Raw genomic sequence first — 21,208 nt, 5'->3', positions numbered from 1 at the left:
CCCGCTCACTCGTACGCGGCCAGACGACACACTTCGCCCGGCGCTCACGTTGCCTGTCACAAGTAGGCACCCTGCACGGTCACTTGGATAAAGCCGGCACGCAGATTCTCGGTTCGCCCATCGAGGAAGGGTTCGAGCCCGGCTCCGTGAACCGCAGTTGCGCCTCGGAGGCGAATGATGCGACGAACACCTCCCTGTGCTTGCCGGACGCCTTTCCCCGTCGACTGGAGCATGGAGCAAGCAGCGATGACATCGAATACTCGGCCGCGCCGTTACCGGCGCCGCCACGCGGTAGTGCTTTGCCTGGGAGCCCTCGCGCTTTCACTGAGCGCCCCCGTACAGTCCGCCGGCGCGGACACCCCCGACCACACGACCAGGTATGTCGTCATGACACTGGACGACGAACTGCCGGACGCATACAACACAGACAGATATCAGACAGCCGTCACGGAACTACGGAAAGCTGCGGGGCACGTCTATAGGGGTGACGTCTACGAAACAATGGGGAAAGCGAGCACGGCGGGACTCGTCGTCATACAGCTGAACTCCGCTCACGGCGACCCGCTGTGTTGGCTGTATCTGAATCCGCAGAACCTGTACACGGCAGGCTTCCGAGCGAGGAACGGAAACTCCTACGTTTTCTCGGATACCCCCCGAAATGTGGCAGACGAGGTGCGGCGTAACGACGGCGGTGTCGACCCGGCCGTCCTGGGAATGGCGGGAACGTACGCCGACCTCCGCAAGAATGTATCGGCGGAGCCGACCCGGACGGACGTATACGACATGCGTTCCACCGCATACACCCTGGGTGGTGTCGTCGACCGCCAGAGTGCGAATGGAACAATGCGTCAGCAGGTCTCCCTGGCGATGTTCAAATTCATGGCGGCATTCTCCGAAGCCGCTCGCTTCCCCCACTACCGCGACGAGTTTTCCGCAGCACTGGACGGCAGCAGCAACCATCAGTATCTCGACAACGAGGCTCTGCGACTGAGATCGTCCTGGCAGGATGTATCGAACTTCGCCCACGCCGTTACCGAAAACCCGAGCACTTCGCCGCGCTATATCACAGGACTCGACACAACGCTGCACACCTGGCAGGACGTGCGCACGTACGTCAGGACCATCAAGGGCAAAGATGGCTAGGGCGGTACGGTGCCATCCCGGTGGCGCAGGGGAAGCCGCCTCCGGCCGGAAGCGGCTGCCCTCCGTCCCCGTTCACCAGCCGTCCGCCCAGGAATCCCACCAGACCGGATCCGGAGTCTGCACAATAATGATGTCAGGAATCCGCACCAGAAAAACCGTGCTCCGCGCACTCGCCTGCATGATGGCCGCTCTCACCTTTCTGGGGGCCACCATCCAACCGTCCTCTGCGGACGTCCGGCCCGGCACGATAACGTGGATCACCACCCATATCATCACACTGCAGAGCACCGGCCAGGACGGCAGGCAGATATATTACGACACGATAGACGAGATACGTCGCGCAGCGGGTCACCCTATTGCTGGTTCTTTGAGTGAAACCCAGACCCTTACGAACAGAACTCCCGTTTCCGCCGGATCGTCGCGGACGCCATGAACGCCTTGTCCGCCGCCTATAGCGAAGGCGTACGTTACACGAGCCGGCGCAACCGGGCGGGCAACGCCATGGCTCTGCCGCTCGACGGCAGCGAGGCCCGGGTCTACACATCGCAAACCCGGGAACTCCAAGCAAACACGGTGTCCTTCTCTCACTACATGTATGAAGAGCGGGAAATCCTGCGGAACAACAACCCCGATTTTGTTTTGCCGAGGCCGTTCTATTTTGGCCCGCAGAACGGGACCGTCGAGACCCGTCGACAGATCGAGAAATTCGCCCGACTCTTCATCTCGGACACCACCAAATAGCCGCGCGGCACCTCATGACGGTCCGCCGGGCCTTCCGGCGGACCGTCTCGGCCCTCCGGTCGCACTCGGCGACGGTGCCGTCGAGGAGGACAACTCGCGTTCGCGCTCGCGCAGCGTCTCAGGCAGACCGGTGCAGGTTCAGCGGCAGGTCGACGACCCCGCCGGCATGGGGGACGCGCGCGCCGTGCGGATCATGCCGCGCGTGCGTCAGCTCTCGTAGCGGGCGCTCAGGGTCCGTATCGTCGCGGCGATGCGGTCGCGGAGGACGGCAGGGGCGAGGACTTCGATGTCCGTGCCCAGTCGCAGGAACTCTCCGTGGGCCTGGTCGATCGACTCGATGGGCACCCGGCTCTGCGTCCATCCGTTGCCCGTGGGTGTCACGCCCAGGTGGCGCGCGCCTCGTGGGGTGAGCCGTACCAGGGCTTGTCCGGTGTGCAGTCGGGTGCGGAAGTCGGCCAGGTAGCCGTTCCAGTATCCGGCCAGGTCGAACCCGTCAACGGTGAACTCATCCTCCAGCGACTGGAGTTCGAGGATCTGGTCGATCCGATACGTGCGGATCCCGGACGGCCCGGCGGCCACCAGGTACCAGCGGCCGGCCTTGAGGACGAGCCCGTAAGGCTCCACCCGCCGCTCGATCTCCTCCGGTGCTCGCCAGCGCCGGTAACGCAGTATCACCGCCCGCCGCGCCCACACCGCGGTGGCGACCGCGGCCAGGTGCGGCACCCGGTCGACGGGGTCGTACCAGCCGGGGGCGTCGAGCAGGAATCGTTCCTGGATCCGCTCGGCCTGCTCGCGCAACTCCGCGGGGAGGGCGGCCCGCAACTTGAGTCGGGCGGTGGCCAGGGCCGCGCCGAGGCCGAGTTCGGCGGCGGCCCCCGGGAGCGCGGCGAGGAACACGACCTGTGCCTCCTCCGCCGTCAGCCCGGTGAGCCGGGTTCGGTAGCCGCCGATCAACCGGTAGCCGCCCGCGTGTCCGGCGGCGCCGTACAGCGGGATACCGGCGGCGCCGAGCGCTTCGACGTCCCGGTAGATCGTGCGGACGGAAACCTCCAACTCCTCGGCCAGTTGCCCGGCCGTCATCCGGCCGCGGTTTTGCAACAGCAGGAGCAGGGTGACCAACCGACTCGCACGCATGTGGCCCAGTATCCACTGACAGCGGATGTCAGGAGAGCGCCCCTAACCTGCGGTGCATGGACGATTTCGACTTCCTGCACGGTTGTTGGGACGTGAGCAACCGTCGCCTCGCCAACCCGCTCGACCCGGGCCCCGACATCTGGGAGGAGTTCCCCGGTCATGCCACGGCACGGCCGCTGTTCGGGGGCGCCGGCAACATCGACGAGATCACTTTCCCCACCCTCGGTCGACAGGGCATGACCCTGCGACTGTTCGACCGCACGACGGAGCGCTGGTCGATCCACTGGGCCGACAGCCGAACGGGCCGACTGGATCCGCCGGTCGTCGGCGGCTTCAGCGGCGACCGTGGCGACTTCCACGGCGAGGACACCCACGACGGCCGCCCGATCCGCGTGCACTTCACCTGGTGGCGCCTCGGCCCGGATGCCGCCCGCTGGGAGCAGGAGTTCTCCGCGGACGACGGCCGTACCTGGGAGCTCAACTGGATCATGGAATTCACCCGCACCGAGGGGACCGGCGCATGAGCATCGTCGAATTTCGGCAGTACACCCTGCGGCCCGGTGCGAGGGAGACGTTGATCGAACTGTTCGAGCGCGAGTTCGTGACCGGCCAGGAGGCGGTCGGGATCACCGTCGGCGGCCGATTCCGCGACCTGGACGACCCGGACCGCTTCGTCTGGATTCGCGCGTTCCCCGACCTGACCCGCCGGCGACGCTCGCTGGAGGCGTTCTACACGGGCCCGGTGTGGCGACGGCACCGCGACGCGGCCAACGCCACCATGATCGACTCCGACGACGTGCTGCTGTTGCGGGGGCCGGGTTACCTGCCGAAACCCGGTACCCGCGAGGTGGCCACGACCGTCTGCCACCCGCCCGACGCGGCTGCCTTCGACGCGTACGCCGTCCGGCACCTCGGCCCCGAGCACGCGCTGCACCGCACCGAGCACGCCGAGAACGACTACCCCGCGCTGCCGGTCCGCGCCGGAGAAGACGTCCGGGTCTGGTTCGGCCCGGCGGAGCCCCCAGCATGGCCGGCCCGACGTCTACGGCTGGAACCCGTGACCGCCCGGTCGCGGACCCGCACGAGCACGGGCGGCCGATCCGACATGTGAGCGAACTCGTCGAGGAAGTACCGGCCCCGGGTACCTCGCAGTCATGCCTCATGGCCTCCCAGGGCATGCCCGGCCACGCCGATGCCCTTCGCCGTCAAAGGTTCGCGGAACTCGGTGCCTGCGAGTGTGGGCCCGGGGGTGCGGGTGAGCGCCGCCGGTGTGGTGATCGGCCTGGCGGCATCAGGGCGATGGCTCGCACGCCGTGATTGCCGCTGCAGGTGACGAACAGTGTCTGCTCCTCGGACAGTACCGCCGCCAGTGGGTTGCGGAGCTGTGCCGAGGTGGCGGGGCCGCCGTCGCCGGAGTAGCCGCCCGTGCCGGTGCCCGCCACGGTGGAGATCGTGCCGTCGTCGGCGACCTTTCGGATGCGGTGGCTCCAGCACTCCACGATGTAGAGGTTGCCCGCGCGGTCCAGTGCCAGGCCGGTCGGACCGCTCAGTTGTGCGGAGGTGGCGGGTCCTCCGTCACCGGAGTGCCCGTCCTGCCCGGTGCCGGCCACCGTGGAGATCCTGTGGTCGGTGGAGACCTTGCGTACCCGGTGGTTGCGGAGTTCGGCGATGTACAGGTTGCCGGCGTCGTCGAGCGCCACCCCGTGTGGGTCGCTCAGCCGGGCGGATGTGGCGGGACCGCCGTCGCTGGAGTATCCGCCCCTGCCGGTGCCCGCCACGGTGGAGATCCTGTGGTCGGTGGAGACCTTGCGCACCTTGTGGCCGCCGCGGCAGGCGATGTACAGCTCGCCGGCCCCGAGCGCCAGACCCACGGGGCTGTTGAGTCGAGCAGAGGTGGCGGAGCCCTCGTCTCCGCTGTGACCGGCCTGCCCGGTGCCGGCCACCGTGGAGATCCTCCCGTCGGTGGAGACCTTGCGCACCCGGTGACCTCTGTACTCGGCGATGTAGAGGTTGCCCGCGTCATCCGATTCGAGCCCGGAGGGGCTGTTCAGTCGAGCCGACGTGGCATGGCCGCCGTCGCCGGTCGATCCGGCCATACCGGTACCGGCGACCGTGAAGATCGTTCCGTCGGTCGCGATCTTCCGCACCCGGTGGTTCTCGGAGTCACACAGGTACAGGCATCCTTTCTCGCCCCGCACCATGTAGCTCGGGCGGTACAACTTCGCGGAGGTCGCGGGTCCTTGATCACCGGAGAAACCCGATGCTCCCGTGCCCGCGAACGTGGAGATGGTCTGCGGAACAACGTCTGCGGAGCGTTCGAGGACAGTCATCGTCTTCAGCCTTCCGTCTTCCGTGCCGTGGCGTGGCGGTGAGCCGCCGGCCGAAAGCCGGGATCGATCCGCGGATGCCCTGTGGCGAGCGGGCGACGGCGGGGCCGACGACGGGTTCGGACTGGACGCTCGGCAGCGGGGCCCACCCGAGGTGGCCGGGCGCCGGGCGAATGGGGAGGACGGCGCGGGCTTGCGGGCCGACGTCCTCCGCCACGCCCCATACTTCCGGGGAGCGCGCCGGCGCACCCTCCCGACTGCTCCATACGGGTGAACACAGGGTCGACCGGGTTTTGTGTTCGTCGGGCGGTCGTGGACCGCTGTCCGCGTCGGACGAGCGCCATCGGTCGGGAACGGGGCGTCTTCGGACCAGGCCGAAGAAGGTGGCCGAGAGCGCGATCCCATGGACGAGCCGTGGGGACGTGCGCCGGACTTTGTCTGGGAGATCGCCGACGCCGACCCGTTTGCCGCCGGTCTCCTGCCCGTGCACCCTGCGGGCACCGACCGCGGGTACCTAACCTCGACGGCACCGAGCACGCCGCCCACAAAGAGCACGGGCAGCACGATCCGCCGTTGCATCATCCGCCACTCGTCAGGGCAGGCGGGCGTGTTCGGCTCGGGTGGCAGCGATCCGCTCACGCGCGAGCGCACGGGCTCGCTTGGTGTCGTCGCCGGTGAGTCGGGCGAGGATCGTTGCGAGCGGCCTGATCCGGCCCCAGCCGCCCCAGTGGCCCTCGGGGATCTCGGTGGGGAATACCCAGATCCGGCCGGCGTCGCGCGGCCAGGCGCCGTTCTCCGCGTCGAGGATTGCCTCGGTGACCTCGGCGATGACGCTCGCACGCTTGTGCTCGTCGAGCTGGCCCTCGGGGACGGAGGGGACGACCTTGTAGCGAGGTGCGTCCGCGGGTTCTCCGCCGACGTAGACGCCGGCCGGTCGGTGCAGCCAGAGCCAGGAGACGGAACGGCTCACCGGGTCGGCGGGGTCGAATCCCTCGTTGCGGACGAGGATCTCGGTGATGCGCTTCAGCAGGGCCGCCTCGGCGTCCGGCTGGAGCGCGCCGTCGGGAATGTACACGTCGAGCATGGGCATGGTTGCTCTCCTTGGTGAGTTTAGTTTTTGAACTCAGGCCGGAGCCTACGAGAGCTGAGTAAGACTTGTAAACCCAGATGGGTACACTCGTCACATGGAGACGCGGCGAATCGACCCGGTGAACTGCTCGGTGGCGCGTGCCCTCTCGGTGGTGGGCGAGCGTTGGTCCCTGCTGATCGTTCGTGAAGCGCTGGACGGCGCGCGCCGGTTCGGCGAGTTCCACTCCCGCCTCGGGATCGCCCGAAATCTCCTGGCGACTCGGCTCGAGACCTTGGTGATCGCGGGAGTGATGCGCCGCGTGCCCTATCAGGAGCCCGGGGGTCGACAGCGCTTCGCCTACGAACTCACCGAGCAGGGCCGGGCGTTGCGTCCCACGCTCGTGGCGCTCCTGGAATGGGGCGACACGTACCTCGCCGACCCGCAGGGTCCGTCGGTCATCGTCCGGCACCGGCCCCTCGACGATGAAAACTCCTGCGACGAGCCGGTCGAGATCGTCCTCCAGTGCGCTGCGGGGCACAGCCACCTCGCCCCGGAAGACGTCTGCCGCACGCCCGGGCCGGGCGCGCGCTTCGTGGAAAGCTCCTGAGATCCCAGGATCGTTCTGTCCCGGAACACGCCGACACCGGCCCCACCGGGCCTTGTCTTCGATGTCGGGCGGGACGGTGTCCGCAGCCAAACGCGCAGGCCGTCCGGTTCGACGACCTCCCCGTGCGTTCGAGGGGGCTGCGGGTCAGCGGGGACGAGTTCGTCGTGGCGTAGGGGCCCCGACGTTGTTCGCCGTCGCCCGGGTGCCGACGCACCGGCACTTCTTCGGGAGAGTTTTCCGAGATGTTGTGCTGTCGGTATGTCCGGCTGACTCGTGCCGGCCCGGTGATCGAGCTGTCCGCCTCCGCGCTCGGGCAGCTGCCGGTGAGCGTCGAGCGGGACTGTCGGCGTGCCTCGACGGTTCCCGGCCCGCGGCCACGGACGCGCCCGCCGGGTTCGGTCACGGGGTCGGATCCACGGCGTGCAGGACCGCTCGGTCCCCGTCGCCGGTGAGCAGGATCGCGCGGCCGGCGCTGATGCCCCAGGGCACGGCGGCCCGGTCCGGCATCGTGACGACGCCGGCCGACGACACCGCGACGGGGCGGAGGTCGCGCGTGCCGTACACCCGGTCGCCGGCGACGGAGCGGGCGACGACGCCCGGCGTGACCGATGCACGTCCCTGGGCGAGATCGACGACGACCGGTCCCAACGCGGCAAGGGGACTGCCGTCCGCGTGGATCCAGGCGCCCGACAGGGATCCGGCGGGGGCGTCGGCGCCGACGAGTACCCGGCCGGAGGAGGAGTCGTGCACGGCGAGTGTCTCGCTGCCGTCCGCGGGGCCGGACCAAACGGCGGCGACCACTCCGTGCCCGGCGCCGGCCACGCGCAGCATGCGCGCGCCGGGGCGCGGTGGGAGCGGAGCCACCACGTGTGTCCGTCCGTCGAAGCCGACCAACTCCCAGGGTCCGACGGCGCGTCCCGCGAGCACGTGCGCCGTATCGGCGGCCATCGCCACGGTTCCGGGAGACAACCGGACCGGAACGAGGGCATCGCCGCGCAGCACGGCGGCCGATCCATCGGACCCGGTCACCAGGGGGAGAGCACCGGCGTAGCTGACGCGGGCGCCGGGCGCGAACTCGACGGTGGTGGGCGGACGCGACGATTGGGGAGCGCGCAGTGGGGACCACACCAGGAGCCGCCCCTCGGTCTCGGCGACGAGGACCGGCGCGGTCGGGTCACCGGTCGCGTGCAGCGCGACGTTGCCCGCCGGCAGCGGCTCGCCGACCTGAACGACCGCGCCGTCGTGCGGATCGAGCAGCGCGACTCGACGGTCCGGTGTGAGGATGGCGAGCACACCCCCGAGCGTCGCCACGCTCGGCCGACCGGCTCCCGGCGGTGCGATCGACCGCGACCACGCGGACGTCTGTCGCCAGCCGGCCGGAGCGGCGACCGTGGCGGGTTCGGCACGCGAGGTCGTGCTCGTCCGGGATTCGGCGGACTCGCCGTCCGGCCAGACGAGAAACGCGACGACCGTGACCGCCGCGGCGACCGCGAGGCCGATCGCGGCCGGCGCTACGCGGCGGCCGGAACGCGGGGCCCGCCGCCGAGCGCGATCCGGTCGCGCGGGCACGGGCGCGGGTGGGCCCTCGGCCGGCCGCGGGGCGGATCCGGGTAGGTCCGCCATCCCGTGTGGGTCGCGCTCGTGCCCGCCGTGCTCGTCGCCCGTGTGCTCGTCGCCGGTGTGCTCGTCGGGCGCCTGCCCGTGTGCGTCGTCCTCGTCGACACCGGCCCACCACTCGCGGAAGGCATCGTCGCGGTCGTCGGTCGGTGCCGCGTCCTCCTCGCTCGACGGGCTGGGTGTCTCCTCGTCGGGGACGTCCGGGTCGGGATCGGGATGGGGCTCGGCCAAGAACGTGAGCGTCCCGTCCGGGTCGATGAGCAGGGGATAGCGGGTGCCGTCCGGATCGATGTCGATCGCGCGGACGGGCCGGTCGAGGAGGGACGCCGTGAAGCGGACCTCGTCGATGGCGGCGTGACGGGCTTCCGCCCCCTCGGGGACGTAGACCGGCGTGCCGTCCACGGTCGCGACCCCGTCCTCGGGGTACTCGATGACGAACAGGGGGGTGGCCGGGACGGCGGAGGTGTGGTTGGTCAACGGTTCTCCCGAGGTCTCGGACGGTTCGGGTGCCGCGCTCGGACGATTCGGGTGGGCGCGGACATGGTCGGCGACAGGCCCGTGAGGCGCGGCGGTTCGGACCGATCCGCGGCCTCGTGGCGGGGCGTGGAGTGCGACCCGGCAACAGGATGACCCTCTCGGCCGCGGCCGGTCCTCGCTGTCGTTCGATCGGGTGATTCCGGCACCCGGCTTCCGCACCGGCACGTGGCACGCGCCGGTCGCGACATCGGTTCAACGAGCGACCCACGCCCCGGCAACGGATCAGTCGGCGAATTGCGGCGGTGAGGCCACCGGAGAGTTGGCAGACCTGCCCGGGGCGGGTCGCCGAAGCCGACATGTCCGGCACCGAAGGACGCCCCGACCCGAGCATCCCGAACTCGTGAACCACGCGCCGTGAGACGCAACTCGCGCCGCGGGCCGGCACAACACCCGAGTAACCCTTCGGGCACGCGGACGTTAGCCCCGACAGGACAGACCTCGTGTTTTCGGAGGAACGTGTGCGCATCACTCGCCCGGCCGCCGCGGCGGCCCTCGTGCTCCTGCTCGTGACCGCGTGCGACAGCACACCGGCCACCGCCCCCACCCGGGCCCTCGATCCCGCCCTGGCCGCCAACGGCGCGCCGCTTCCCGACGCCGGCGCCGGCTCGTCGGGCGCCGGGCCGTCCTCGACGACTCCGCTCGGCGCGGCCGACCCGGCGACACCCGCGACCCCGGCGGGTACCGTACCGCCCGACCCGCAGAGGGCGAACCCACCCGCCGACACCCGATCGGCCGCATCCTCCCCGTCCTCGCGTGGATCCGGCGCATCGGACCGGGCCGACCATTCCTCCGCGTCCGGTACATCGGCCCGACGCGGTCAACCCGAGCGCGACACCTCCAAGACGGGCGCCGTCAACCCCTGGGCGGCCTGTGACTTCGGGTTTCGGTTCAGCGGCCGGAGCGACGACACCCCCGAAGCCCGCGTCTGCCGCTCCGCCCACGGCTGAACAGCCGAACTCGCATCGCGCCGAGCCGCCGGCGACCTGCCCGGCCCCGGAACCGCGCACCATACTGCCGGTCGTTGGACGGTCGCCCGACCGCGGTCGCCGCCGCCGAGTGCGACGCGGTACGCGTATGGAACCTGGCCACGGGCGAGCAGGCCGGCCCCGGCCCTGGACGGCCCCATCGACGGGATCCGGGGCCGTCGCCGCGGCCGAAGTGGACGGTCGCGCGATCGCGATCACCCGCGGTGACGACGCGGCGGTGCTCTTGTGGGACCTGGCCACCGGCGGCACATCGGCCCTCCCCCGGCGTTCGTTCCTGTCGACGCCCTATGCGTTGACGCTGAGCGCGGACGGGGGGCTCACGGTCGGCTGCGGCGGTGAACTCGCAGCCCTGCCCGACCTGTAGGTCGCTGCCGCATCGGACCGCGGGACGAAGTACTGCGCAGGATCGACGATCTGCGGCGGGGGTGTCCGGGCGCCCACTCGTCTTCGTCCGCCGTGCCGGTATGGGGCGGCAGCGGTTCCCGAAGCGCGGGTGAACCACTCGCCGGCCGTGCCGCCACCGCCTGCGGCCCACACGTCGAAGGCGGCTTCGTCGTCGCCCACGCCCGGGCGTGCCACCACCCACCCGCCGCGGGGACCGGTGTCGCCTGCTCGCCCTGGTCCTCGCCCCGGGCCGATGAGAAGCCACGTGTTCCGTGCACTCCCTCCCGCCCGCGTGGATCGCGCCTGCCCGGCCCCGGGGTGGGGCACGCTCCCGCTCCCGTGGACGTCGCCGTGGGTGTCGTGCCGGTGGTCGAACGCGGCGTACCACTCGACGGTCCGGGCGCTCGAAGCCGGGGAACACCGATCAGGCTGACCCTGGTTGTAGCGCGACGATCGATATTCGGCAGGATTGCGCCATGACATCGCCATCTTTGAGCCAAGGCGCCAACCTGCCTGTCGAGTCCACGCAGGTTCGCGCGGAGCTGTCGTGGTCCGCGCGGGCCGGCGTGCCGGACGTCGACGCGTCGGCGCTGCTGCTCACCGACGTCGGACACGTGCGCGGGGACGCCGACTTCGTCTTCTACAACCAGGCGCGGCACCCGTCCGGCGCGGTGGCGCACCTGGGCAGGGACGTGGACGCCGACGGTGTCGTCGATGCGATCGCCGTGGATCTCGCGCTCGTGGAAGAGGCGGTACACCGGGTCCTGCTGTGCGCGTCGGCCGACGGCGGCACCTTCGGCCAGGTCCCCGACCTGTGCCTGCGGGTGCTGGACGCGGCGACGGCGGCCGAGATCGCCCGCTTCGACATGACCGCCGGGATCGAGACCGCCTTCGTCGGCGGCGAGTTGTACCGACATCGAGGTCGGTGGAAGTTCCGCGCCGTCGGACAGGGGTACGCCTCCGGACTGGCCGGGTTGGCCGCGGATTTCGGCATCGCGGTGCACGACGAACCGGCGGCGGACCCGATCACCGCACAGCCGGTTGCGACGCCGCCGGCCACCGCGCCCGCCGTCGTGCCGGTCGGGGAAGGCGAGGAGGCGCTGCCCGCGGAGATGCGCGAGCGTCTTTCCCTGCGCAAGGAGCAGGTGGCCGTGAGCCTGCGGAAGCAGGGCGCGGACGGGATCGCCGCGCGGGTGATCCTGGTCATGGACTCGTCCGGTTCCATGGATCGGCTCTATTCGCGAGGTGTCGTCGCCGACGTGGTGGAGCGTATGGCGGCCGTGGCGGCGAAGCTCGAGGACGACGGTGTGATGCAGGCATGGACGTTCGCCTCGCACCCGGCGCGCCTGCCGGACCTTCGCGTGGGTGACATGCCCGAATGGCTGCGGCTGCATGTACGTCCGGGCATGGACAAGCCCGAACAGGGGCTGTTGCCGAGCCAGGTCGACATGACGGCGGTCGGCTTCGGCAACGAAGAGCACAAGGTGATCGCCGAGGTCCGCGCCTATCTGCGGGACAATCCCTCGGCGGTCCCCACGTTGGTGCTGTTCTTCTCCGACGGCGGCGTCTACTGCGACGACCAGATCAAGCGTGAACTCAAGGCCGCGTCCAAGGAACCGGCGTTCTGGCAGTTCGTGGGGCTCGGCGACGCGGACTACGGCATCCTGAGGCGCCTCGACACGATGCGCGGGCGCCGGGTCGACAACGTCGGCTTCTTCGCCGTGGACGACATCGGCGAAGTCCCCGACCAGGAGCTGTACGACCGACTGCTTTCCGAGTTCCCGAAGTGGATCACCGCGGCGCGGCGCAAGAACGTGCTCTGAGCGACTGCCGAGCCGCAACGGCCCAAGCGACCGGCGGACTCGTGGGTTGCGGCTGTGACTTCGTGGTGTGGGACGGCGCCCCCGAAGTCGGCCTCACGGTGGGGTCGTTGCTGGTTCGGCAAGGCGGGCGAGATGATCGGACTGCCCATCGCCGTCCGTGACGTCCAGGGGTCGGAGACGTCGTGCGGGAGCGCGATGTGCGGTCGGTCGGGCCGATCCCGGTCGTGGCCGCCCCTCCTCCGCCGTGGCGCCGGTCGTGCGAGCTCGGCGCCGTGACCGGCGCCCCCCGGCGTCCTCGTGCCCGGCGCACCCGGTCGCTGCGAGCAACACACCTGCCGGGAGGCCGCGTTCGCGACCTCGTGCACACCCCCGGGCGATGATCCGGGCAACCCTGTCGCCGGACGGCCGCGGTCACGAACCCGTCGCCTGATGCGACGAACGGACGGCGATGCCACGACGCCCGGCCGGCCGGCTGGGACCTGCAGGACACGGCCGTCCTGGCCCAGTGGCCCACGCCGGGCGATCCCGGGCGCGTGGACATCGTCGTGGGCACCGGCGTCAGGAGGGAGGACGACTTTCGGGGCGGCAGGCGGCTGCCTTCGAATCCGCGGTTCGACCTGTGGTTCCCCTCGATCCGGGGGGACGGCCCCTCAGGCGGATGCCGTTCCATCGACGGCCTGTTCACCCCGCGCCCGCCGCGACCCACCCAGCCCGTGCACCTGATCGGCTGCGAACCCGCCGAACCGCTGCCGGCCCTGCTGCGCCGTCTCGTTCCGCAGAAGGGCGACCCGATCACGCTCCGGTGCCTCGATCGCGACGGTCGGACGATGACCGAGTACCGCCTCGACCCGGACACCGTCGAGGCACGCCCATCCGTCCTGGGCGGAGCCCTGATCGACGTCACCGTCACCGACCCCGGTGACGACCGCCCCACCCGCGCCGCTCGCGCAGTCTGGGAAATCTGGTCCGACGGTGTTCCCACGCGGCCCAACCAGTGGGCACGGTTCGACGCCGAGGGCCGATCCGAGTGGCTGGACCTCACCCGCGTCGGCCCGCACGGGCCGCAGGCCCTCTCCGGCGGGACGTACCACCTGGACGGACAGCACGCCACCGACAGGGCCGGCCTACTCCTGGCGCTCGGCGAAGCCCTGCTCGGCCCCGGCGCCAATTACGGGACATGCCTTGACTCGGTAGTGGACTGCCTGTGCGGCGGACCCTGCGTCGTCCCCCCGTTCACCCTCGTGTGGCACCACGCCGACATCGCCCGCCGCGCCCTCGCCGGACACATCCTGCACCACTGCGGCGGCCTGTCCTACTTCGAGGAGACCGTGAACCTCCTGCGCGAGTACGGCGTCACCGTCGTACTCCGGTGACGGCGCCCGACCAGGAGAACGAACGAAGTGGGCAACGGCCCGTCCGTCAGGGCCCCGCACCCAACTGCCACGGTTGCACCCGCTGCAACATCGTGGCGTTGCATTTCCCATCAGCCCAGGCCGGACACCCCGCCGCCACCTGAACGAAGGACGCGATCAGCCCCATCCGACCAAGTCAAAGCCGTGCCGGTCACGTGCGGAGTCGATGCGTCAGACGCAACTCCGCCTACTTTTCGGATGGACGTGTCCAACGCAGTCCGGTGTCGCGGGCGTAGCAGGCAATGGTGTGCCCACCCGCGGCCCATTGCTGCGTGCCAGGGCGACGCATCTTCGTCTTCGTCCGATCGATTGGTTCCGTCGGCTCGCGGAGGATTCGCGTGAGCCCCGAGGACGCCGTCATGACCCCGTCCGACCAGCAACGCCTGGAACGACTCGGCACCCCGATGGCCACGTTCGCGCACCGCATCAACCGCACCGTATCCGACTGGGCCCGCGACGTCACCGGACTGGCCAGGCGCGTCAGGGCCGGCTCGGGCGCGGCCAGGCGGGTCCGGGGCCGGGCTGGGTTCCTTCGCGCTGCTCGACGAGGAGGGTGTTGAGTGCGGCGCGCAGAATTGCCGTGTCGACGTCGAGCAGAATCGGCAGCTTCACGGATGGCAGCGGGCCGGCGGCGCCGGCGCGTTCGACCAGCACGTAGCTCTGCGGTGCCCGCCCCGCGGCGATCCCGGTCCGGAACTCGGCCACGTCCTCCCACGCCACGACGCGCCGCCCGCGGACGGCAATGCCGTCCGCGTCGACCCGCAGCCGCACACGCGGCACGACCAGCCGGACGATCCACACGACGACGGGCACCAGCAGCACCGCCAGCACCGGGACGAGCACCTTCGGCATGTCGGGATTCGGACTCGCGAACGACCCCGCCATCGCCGCGAGCAACGGCACCGTGCAGCCGGCAATGGCCGCGAGGGCCTTCGTGGAGGTCCGCGCTTCGAACGCGCCGTCGCGCCGAACGCCGTCGACGACACGACGTATTGCTTGCCATTCGTCCAGCGGGCTGCGCTCCATGTGTCCACGCTAGCGGCACCCTCGGCCCTCCCCTCGTCCGTCGAGGCCTGGCGCGGGAAACGGCTCGCGACGTTGCAGACCGCGCTGTTGAAGACCGCGCGAGAACAAGCTGCGCACCGTCATCGCGTTCCACCATCGCGTCGCCGAGGCCAAGGAGTTCGCCCTCGGACCGCCCGACGTCGGCCGGCGGTTGCGGGGCGAACTCCCCAACCGGACATCCACGTACGTGCGGGCCGAGTCGAGTGGCTGCACGGCGAGCATTCCGTCGAGCACCGGCGACGCGTCCTGGGCCGGTTCGCCGAACCGGGGGTCCCGGGCGATCCGTCCGTGGCGACGCACCCGACGACGACACGGACAGCGCGGCCGACAGCGGCGCAGCGGCAGGCGGCGTGGGGGTCGCCGAGGACGTGGACTGGGCTCTGGAAGGATGCGGGCGGGCACGGGATGGAGACCCGGAACCGGGTACTGCGTTCACCACCCCGAGTGGTACAGGTTGCCGATTTCGCGCTGTGGCGGCCCTCCCCCGCAGTTCGCGTCCGCGACGCGCTCGCACGGGGTGGCGAAGGCGCAACAGTCGCTATCAGGAATCGAAGTAGGCCCTCGCGACGGCGTAGGTGTCCTCGTAGAGGTGGTAGCGGGTGATCCGGCCGTCCCGGACCGTGGTGTGCAGGGCGAACGCGGTATCGATGTCCCGGCCGGTCTTCTTGACCTCGGAGACCATGTGCCCGACGAGAATCACGTCGTCGCCCTCCGCGATCACCTGGTGCAGGTCGAACTCCTTGGGCTGTACGTGGGTTTGGAGCAACTCGAAGAACGTCCGCATGCCGTCTGCCGAGTCGACTGCCGGTACCCACGGAATGCCCGGCGGGTGCGGGATCGAAAACGACACCGAATCGGCGAACAACGCCGCCGCCTCGGCGCTCCTCCCCTCTGCGAGCAGGGGAAACAGTCGTTGCACAGTCTGCGCCGGTGATTCTGCGGTCATGCGTCGCGACCCTACCGCCACGACGGGATACGAGCGATCGCAACGTGGAGTGGAAACCCGGTCCCGAATCGAGCTGCGAACGAGCGGAAGCGCCGAATTCGGCTTCGTACCGCCGACGTGCCCGCGTGCGGCACCCAAGCGCACCGTGCCCCAAGGACTTCTAAGCGGCAAGCCACTGCGAGGCATTGTCGCCCAACCCTCGGGGACCGGCCCGACCGCCGTTTCATCCCGCGTCGCGGTTGGTGTCGGTGGGCGAGCAAACCCATGCGGGTGGGCGGGACGGTCAGGCGTACGCGGTTGTTCGTGCCGGTCTTGCTCATCATCGTGGCCGGGTGGGACTTGACCGTCGTCACGCCCATGTACGGGCGGTCGGCGATCTCGCGGTTGGAGAGGCCGTGGCCCACCAGGGTGAGCACCTCGATCTCGCGTTTGGTCAGCCACCTCCCCTCGGCCGGCTCTCGCGCATCCTGCGGGTCGTGCGGGTTCGACGTGGGCTCGGCGGCGACGGCCCGGGCGCGGTGCGGCGCGGGCCCTTCGCCGGCGAGGTGGTCGCGATCAGCGGCGCCACATCGGGCATCGGCCGCGCCGCCGAGGGAACGCGGGTCGGTTTCTGTGGGCGCCGCGTGGAACGGGCATCCGCGTGGAGCGGAAGATCCGGCGGGCGGGCGGGGAAGCGTTCCACCAGCGGGCCGACGTGCGCGTGGCGGAGGATGTGCATGCCCGCGTCGACCAGGTGGCCCCTCGATACAGGGTCTGGACATCGCCTTCAACAACGCGGGGTGCCGACGGTGGTGCCGCGATGCCGGCCGTGGGCCCGCGCGCCGCGGCATCCGCGTACGAGTGGCGCGGTGGGTGTTCGTCGTCAGGGGGCGTACAGGTCGGCGATCAGCGGGGCCAGGTCGGTGTTGATGCCTCGAACCAGGGCGTCGATCGCCTCGCGGGCCCGGCTGTACACACCGGGATCCTCTTTTCGGGGGAGCCTCGGCAGTTCCCAGCCGCCCGCGGGGACGACGACGGTCGCGGTCGCCACCACAACCGGGCTCTTGCGGCTCGGTTCGCCGACCGACCGATACGGCCCGGCTCCGGCGTCGTGCACGTCGACGGCCCAGTCTCCGGCGCGGGGCCTGCGGGCCAGCGCCTGGTGACGGATCGGCAGCACGGCCACGGCGATCGGTCCGCCCTCCTCGTAGTCGACCTCGATGCGGATCTGCGCGATATCGGGGCGGAGCCGGACGTACCCCGGCTCCATGATCGGCTCGGTCGCCACGCGCCATGCCCAGGCGACGAACTCGCCCACGTCGTCGACCGTGTCGTCCAACTCGGGCAGGTTACTCCGCAGGTACGCGTCGTACCCGAATCCGTCGGCGGTCCGGACGCGGTCGTCCTCCGCGTCGATGCGCACGATCGTGTGGTCGTTCCACTCGTGGCTCGTCGTCACGTGCTTCCCTTTCCATCGGATGGGCTGTTTCCGCCTCGGCAGGGTGTGGTGCGGGGCGGATCGTCCGCCGACTCTCGTCGCAAGGCGCCAAGTGTGGTGGAACGGATCGACGAGGAAAAGGAGTTCGGGCGCACAGTCGATTCTTGGCAAAACGTTCGCCGGGGTCGCCGCCGTCTTCCTCACCATCGCGTCCGTGACGCTGGCTTGCCGGAGGTCAGGTCGAACGCGACGACGCCCGGTCCGCCGACGCGGGTGTCGAGGTCCTTCGCGGTTACCGCGTACAGCGTGTCCCCCACGCCAGTTCGGGCGCGTGCAGGGCCGCAAGGCGCGATGCGTCCCACCGGCCGGCCGGCACCGGGCCCACCGCGTGTCGGCCTTGCGCCGCCAAGGCCCACAACCCCGCGGCGCTCTCCACGTGACCGGGGAAACGACAACCGATGCCGATGATCGCGATCGGTTCGGCACTGGAAGCTGACATGGTTGCTCCTGCTCCCCACTCGGCGATCGCCGTGCCGTGGCGTGAGCAACGGACCGGGCGGGGCCCGGTCGTCCCCGGCCTTCCGCTTGCCGGCTTGTGCTATGAGGTCCCGATCCATGCCGGGACGCGCGATACCCTCGGCCTGCCGTCACCGGTCGGGTGGGATCGTCCTCGCGGAAGCCGCGGGCACTTCCTGCCTCTACCGGGTGGCGCGCGGATGTACAGCACCACCACGTTGCCGATGACGAGGCTCGCGCACCGCCAGTAGAAACCCTTCGGCAGGGCGCACGAAAAGGCGCACTTGGGGCGCGGACTCCGATCGCCCATGTGCTTGTGGAAACGGGGTCCTGCCCGGCAGGTCGGAATGGCCGCCCTCTTCCTCGTCCTGGTCACCGGACTCCTCGGCGACGCCGTCGGCGGCCTGACACATGACGCGTCCGCAGATGCCCGCGAACCACGAACATCCCCGCGCCCGGCCGGTTCCGGGTCGGCTGCCCGGATACAGTCGGGCAGGTCTGGGCAAGGACAGCACGGCGCCACCTCCGCCGCCGGGGTCTTGGCCGCCCGAAGGACGCCGTCGCGCTGTCCGCGGCGCCGGCCGCAGCCAGGTGACTTCCCACCGGCCGCACAGGGCGAACTACGCCTTGTGAGCGGCCGAGACGTGGCGGCACCGGGACATGACCTGAGCGGGCGGTACGAACCGGACCGGTCGACCGGGCGGTTCGGGGCCGGCTTCGTCGTTTCCGCGTCGCGGTACAACCGCCCATTCGCTGCCACTCGGACCGGACAGGCGGTCCGCGTCGTGGACTTCGGCCTCCGACCCCGCCCCGCCACTACCCGATCGGCGCCGGGCCGGCGATCGATGCCGCCGGATCGTGGGTGGGCCCGTCGGGGGGCTGGTGGGTTGCCCGGGGTTGCGGTGGGGCGGCGGTGGTGGGCGGGGGCGGCGGCTATCCGAACAGGTTCCAAACGACGTTGCTCCTGGCCTCCCTGATCAGAACGTCGAGCGAGGAGCTCTCGAGGTCGCGGGGGCGTTGTTCGTTTCGTTGCTGTGGTGTCTCCGGTGTGGCGATCCAGAACGGGCTTCCGCCGGGTGCGGCGACGATCAGGTCGAAGCGCAGGTCGCCGGCGCACCACAGGACACCGCGACCGTCGGTCATCGCCGACCACACGCTTCGTGGCATCTTTGTCCGAAACGTCGCCGCCGCGCTGCCATCGGGTGCGAGCAGTGACAGTCGTCGCTCGGTGAGCTTTCCTTCGATGTCATCCACGCGGCATGGCCACACCTGCCAGGCTTGGCTGCGTAGCACGACCGCGCCTGTACCGACCCGATCCGCCCGCCCTTTGAACATCGCCGCTACGAAAGCGACCACCAGGCAGACGGCCATCGCGGTGTAGTGGATCCGCGTGTCGAGGTCGACGGTGAACATCAGCACCATCGTCAACGCGAGGATTACAAGAGGTCCCGCTATCCCCGCGTAGACGATGAGTGTGGTGCGCCGACCGCGGACCAACTCGTCCTGGATGCCCGGGGTGTGGATCGCCGCCTGCGACGACACCTGGTATCCGTATTCTCGCGCCAACATTCGCACTCCCGTGTTCATTCGTATGCGTCCACGGCGACGTGCCGCCGCGACGCACGAGGTCTTGCTCAATGTCCGGACCGCAACCGGGCGGAACCGAACCGTTGTCAGTCGTCTGTGATCACGGCATGATCGATTCATCTCTCCACAACGGTGTTGCGGTTGTTGCCCCTCGAGCGGCCGGGTTCGACGCGGGCGGCATCAAGACTGCTGCGGAGCTTGGGCGGTCGTCGTGAACGAAGGCGCACTCTCGCGCCAAAGTCGTCGACCGACGCGCGCAGCGGCAGGCGTCGCGGGCCGAGTCGATGTTCGTAACGGAGGTTGGAATGTCCACGGATTCGAGGGGTGGGGGCGAATACGCGGAGCGGTGCCCCTCCGGACGGTTACGCGACCATGTGGTGATGTTCAGGGGTCATCGCACCACGGGTCGGGGACCGCTCAGGCTCACTCTTCCCTCGGCCACCGTGACGTTGATCCTGGGGTGGGGAAATCCCCTTCACTTGGTCCATGAGGCCCCGAGAGCGCCGGCGGTGCGAACGACGTGGCATGCGATGCTCGCCGGTCTGCAGCTGTCGTCGATCAGGGGCGGATACGAAGGCGTCGCGGAGGCGATCGAGGTGGAGTTCACTCCGCTCGGCGCGTACATGTGCCTGGGTTTGCCGCTGCACCACCTGGCCCACCATCACGTACACCCGGATGCGGTGCTGGGCGCCGGCTGGTCGGCCGGGCTCACCGAGCAACTCGTCGCGGTGCCGGATTGGGAAGGGCGCTGGGCGGTCCTCGAAAACGCCTTGGCGCGGCGGATGGTGGAGGCGCCGTCGCCGTCGCCGATCGTTGCGGAAGCGTGGAGTCGGCTGCGTGCATCTCATGGACGGTTGTCCGTCCAGGATCTGGCCGCGGTGACAGGCCGGAGTCCGCGGCGGCTTCAGGTGCTTTTTCGCGAGCAGATCGGGCTCCCGCCGCAATCCGTCAGCCGGATCCTGCGGTTCCAACGGGCGCTGACTCTGCCCTCGGACGCGTGCCGGTCACTGGCCGACCGGGCAGCCGCGTGCGGCTATCACGACCAGGCACACATGAACCGCGACTTCCGTGACCTGGCCGGACTCACCCCCGCACGGCTGCGCCTTCTCGCGGACCGTGCCGCCCCTCGTGGCCAAGCTCCCCTCGAGGGACGGTTGGCGGACGTCTTCGATCACTGATACCGCCACCCAGCGGGGCCCGAACTCGCCGAAGGAGTGAAGGTCGGCCGCCCGTCGAGTGTTCTCGCGACAGGCTTGATATACCGATGGCAAGGGACGAGGACGGAACCCGTCACGGCGTCGGCCGGATAATCGAACAGACCTTCGTCCACCCAGCCGTTGCGTGCGTAGAACCTGCGGGCCCGGGCATTGCCGCTCACGACGGCCAACCACGCCCGACGATGGCCGCCGGCGCCGACGAGGCGCTCGGCTTGCGCAAGCAGTAGGTCCCCCACCCCCGTGCCGCGGTGCTGCTTCGATACGTAGACCTGTTCCACCTCGTCGTCGATCACCGTCACGAAACCCCCAACCGCTTCATCGATGTCGACGACCATCGTGGCGTCCATACGTTCGATCGCCCGTGTCCTGAACGACGACGCGCTGCGGACGGCGACGAGAGCCTCGGGAACGTGTCCCAGGTGACCATCGCGCCACCCTCGTTGCCAGATCTCCGCGATCCTTTCCACATCGTTGGGGCTTGCGGGCCGCAGCATCGAGAACTCCTTTGTCGAGCCTCATCATTGGGACCTCTGAAATGCTGTCCGAGGGGTAATTACCGGAGCAGGTGCGGAAGCTCACCGTCTTGAGGGTCACCCCGGGTTGGTTATCCGGGAACGACTTGTCGACGTACCGCCGGCCCGCGGCCTGACCGGCGGTATTCCAGATCGTGCCCTGCCGCA

The 21,208-nt window shown here is 70.0% G+C and carries 21 protein-coding genes; 10 read left to right on the top strand and 11 right to left on the bottom strand.

Annotated features, from left to right (window positions below; translation table 11 throughout):
• Positions 1–387: 387 nt before the first annotated feature.
• Both ACWGR4_RS03775 and ACWGR4_RS03770 read left to right on the top strand, forming a co-directional pair.
• Positions 388–1,143, top strand: a complete 756-nt coding sequence (locus ACWGR4_RS03775; RefSeq protein ID WP_452128122.1) for a ribosome-inactivating family protein — start codon at positions 388–390, stop codon at positions 1,141–1,143.
• Between the two features lie 429 nt (positions 1,144–1,572).
• Positions 1,573–1,884, top strand: coding sequence for a hypothetical protein (locus tag ACWGR4_RS03770; RefSeq protein ID WP_452128123.1), 312 nt, complete (start codon positions 1,573–1,575; stop codon positions 1,882–1,884).
• 207 nt (positions 1,885–2,091) lie between these two features.
• Here the strand turns inward: ACWGR4_RS03770 and ACWGR4_RS03765 are convergent, their stop codons facing one another.
• Positions 2,092–3,018: a helix-turn-helix transcriptional regulator gene (locus ACWGR4_RS03765; RefSeq protein WP_452128124.1), complete on the bottom strand. Its 927-nt coding sequence runs from the start codon at positions 3,016–3,018 to the stop codon at positions 2,092–2,094.
• Positions 3,019–3,074: 56 nt separating this feature from the next.
• On the opposite strand from ACWGR4_RS03765, the gene ACWGR4_RS03760 reads away from it, so the two are divergent.
• Both ACWGR4_RS03760 and ACWGR4_RS03755 read left to right on the top strand, forming a co-directional pair.
• Positions 3,075–3,542 (top strand): hypothetical protein, encoded by a 468-nt coding sequence (locus ACWGR4_RS03760; protein WP_452128125.1) that lies wholly within the window; start codon positions 3,075–3,077, stop codon positions 3,540–3,542.
• Positions 3,539–4,129, top strand: coding sequence for an NIPSNAP family protein (locus ACWGR4_RS03755; protein WP_452128126.1), 591 nt, complete (start codon positions 3,539–3,541; stop codon positions 4,127–4,129). Before ACWGR4_RS03760 ends, ACWGR4_RS03755 begins: the two co-directional genes overlap by 4 nt.
• Before the next feature lie 94 nt (positions 4,130–4,223).
• Here the strand turns inward: ACWGR4_RS03755 and ACWGR4_RS03750 are convergent, their stop codons facing one another.
• A complete protein-coding gene (locus ACWGR4_RS03750) occupies positions 4,224–5,348 on the bottom strand; it encodes an NHL repeat-containing protein (protein WP_380006017.1) in 1,125 nt (374 codons plus the stop codon).
• A 589-nt stretch (positions 5,349–5,937) separates the two neighbouring features.
• The gene (locus ACWGR4_RS03745; RefSeq protein ID WP_452128127.1) at positions 5,938–6,435 is read right to left on the bottom strand and encodes a hypothetical protein; all 498 of its coding nucleotides are present in this window, start codon (positions 6,433–6,435) and stop codon (positions 5,938–5,940) included.
• Positions 6,436–6,529: 94 nt separating this feature from the next.
• On the opposite strand from ACWGR4_RS03745, the gene ACWGR4_RS03740 reads away from it, so the two are divergent.
• On the top strand, positions 6,530–7,021 hold the full coding sequence (locus ACWGR4_RS03740; protein WP_452128128.1) for a winged helix-turn-helix transcriptional regulator: 492 nt from the start codon (positions 6,530–6,532) through the stop codon (positions 7,019–7,021).
• Positions 7,022–7,420: 399 nt separating this feature from the next.
• On the opposite strand, the gene ACWGR4_RS03735 is transcribed toward ACWGR4_RS03740, so the two are convergent.
• On the bottom strand, positions 7,421–9,115 hold the full coding sequence (locus ACWGR4_RS03735; RefSeq protein WP_452128129.1) for a hypothetical protein: 1,695 nt from the start codon (positions 9,113–9,115) through the stop codon (positions 7,421–7,423).
• A gap of 518 nt (positions 9,116–9,633) precedes the next feature.
• Between ACWGR4_RS03735 and ACWGR4_RS03730 the strand changes: the two genes are divergently transcribed.
• The 4 genes from ACWGR4_RS03730 to ACWGR4_RS03715 all read left to right on the top strand — a co-directional run bounded on the left by ACWGR4_RS03730 (position 9,634) and on the right by ACWGR4_RS03715 (position 13,741).
• Complete coding sequence (locus ACWGR4_RS03730) at positions 9,634–10,122, top strand: hypothetical protein (RefSeq protein ID WP_452128130.1); 489 nt, start codon at positions 9,634–9,636, stop codon at positions 10,120–10,122.
• Positions 10,123–10,378: 256 nt separating this feature from the next.
• Positions 10,379–10,525, top strand: a complete 147-nt coding sequence (locus ACWGR4_RS03725; RefSeq protein ID WP_452128131.1) for a hypothetical protein — start codon at positions 10,379–10,381, stop codon at positions 10,523–10,525.
• Between the two features lie 496 nt (positions 10,526–11,021).
• On the top strand, positions 11,022–12,368 hold the full coding sequence (locus ACWGR4_RS03720) for a VWA domain-containing protein (protein ID WP_452128132.1): 1,347 nt from the start codon (positions 11,022–11,024) through the stop codon (positions 12,366–12,368).
• Between the two features lie 533 nt (positions 12,369–12,901).
• The gene (locus tag ACWGR4_RS03715; protein WP_452128133.1) at positions 12,902–13,741 is read left to right on the top strand and encodes a barstar family protein; all 840 of its coding nucleotides are present in this window, start codon (positions 12,902–12,904) and stop codon (positions 13,739–13,741) included.
• Between the two features lie 519 nt (positions 13,742–14,260).
• On the opposite strand, the gene ACWGR4_RS03710 is transcribed toward ACWGR4_RS03715, so the two are convergent.
• From ACWGR4_RS03710 to ACWGR4_RS03685, 6 genes are all read right to left on the bottom strand, one after another.
• The gene (locus ACWGR4_RS03710; protein ID WP_452128134.1) at positions 14,261–14,806 is read right to left on the bottom strand and encodes a hypothetical protein; all 546 of its coding nucleotides are present in this window, start codon (positions 14,804–14,806) and stop codon (positions 14,261–14,263) included.
• Positions 14,807–15,386: 580 nt separating this feature from the next.
• Complete coding sequence (locus ACWGR4_RS03705) at positions 15,387–15,791, bottom strand: nuclear transport factor 2 family protein (RefSeq protein WP_380006035.1); 405 nt, start codon at positions 15,789–15,791, stop codon at positions 15,387–15,389.
• A gap of 11 nt (positions 15,792–15,802) precedes the next feature.
• Complete coding sequence (locus tag ACWGR4_RS03700; protein WP_452134178.1) at positions 15,803–16,552, bottom strand: LuxR C-terminal-related transcriptional regulator; 750 nt, start codon at positions 16,550–16,552, stop codon at positions 15,803–15,805.
• Between the two features lie 101 nt (positions 16,553–16,653).
• Positions 16,654–17,229: a hypothetical protein gene (locus ACWGR4_RS03695; protein WP_452128136.1), complete on the bottom strand. Its 576-nt coding sequence runs from the start codon at positions 17,227–17,229 to the stop codon at positions 16,654–16,656.
• A gap of 271 nt (positions 17,230–17,500) precedes the next feature.
• Complete coding sequence (locus ACWGR4_RS03690) at positions 17,501–17,707, bottom strand: beta-ketoacyl synthase N-terminal-like domain-containing protein (protein WP_452128137.1); 207 nt, start codon at positions 17,705–17,707, stop codon at positions 17,501–17,503.
• Between the two features lie 950 nt (positions 17,708–18,657).
• A complete protein-coding gene (locus tag ACWGR4_RS03685; protein WP_452134169.1) occupies positions 18,658–19,362 on the bottom strand; it encodes a hypothetical protein in 705 nt (234 codons plus the stop codon).
• Between the two features lie 392 nt (positions 19,363–19,754).
• Between ACWGR4_RS03685 and ACWGR4_RS03680 the strand changes: the two genes are divergently transcribed.
• Positions 19,755–20,489, top strand: coding sequence for a helix-turn-helix domain-containing protein (locus tag ACWGR4_RS03680; protein WP_452128139.1), 735 nt, complete (start codon positions 19,755–19,757; stop codon positions 20,487–20,489).
• On the opposite strand, the gene ACWGR4_RS03675 is transcribed toward ACWGR4_RS03680, so the two are convergent.
• On the bottom strand, positions 20,483–21,022 hold the full coding sequence (locus ACWGR4_RS03675; RefSeq protein WP_452128140.1) for an N-acetyltransferase family protein: 540 nt from the start codon (positions 21,020–21,022) through the stop codon (positions 20,483–20,485). The genes ACWGR4_RS03680 and ACWGR4_RS03675 overlap by 7 nt on opposite strands.
• Positions 21,023–21,208: the final 186 nt, after the last annotated feature.

It is taken from the genome of Embleya sp. NPDC055664, assembly GCF_053618075.1.
This window is presented reverse-complemented; position numbering and strand designations above follow the sequence as displayed.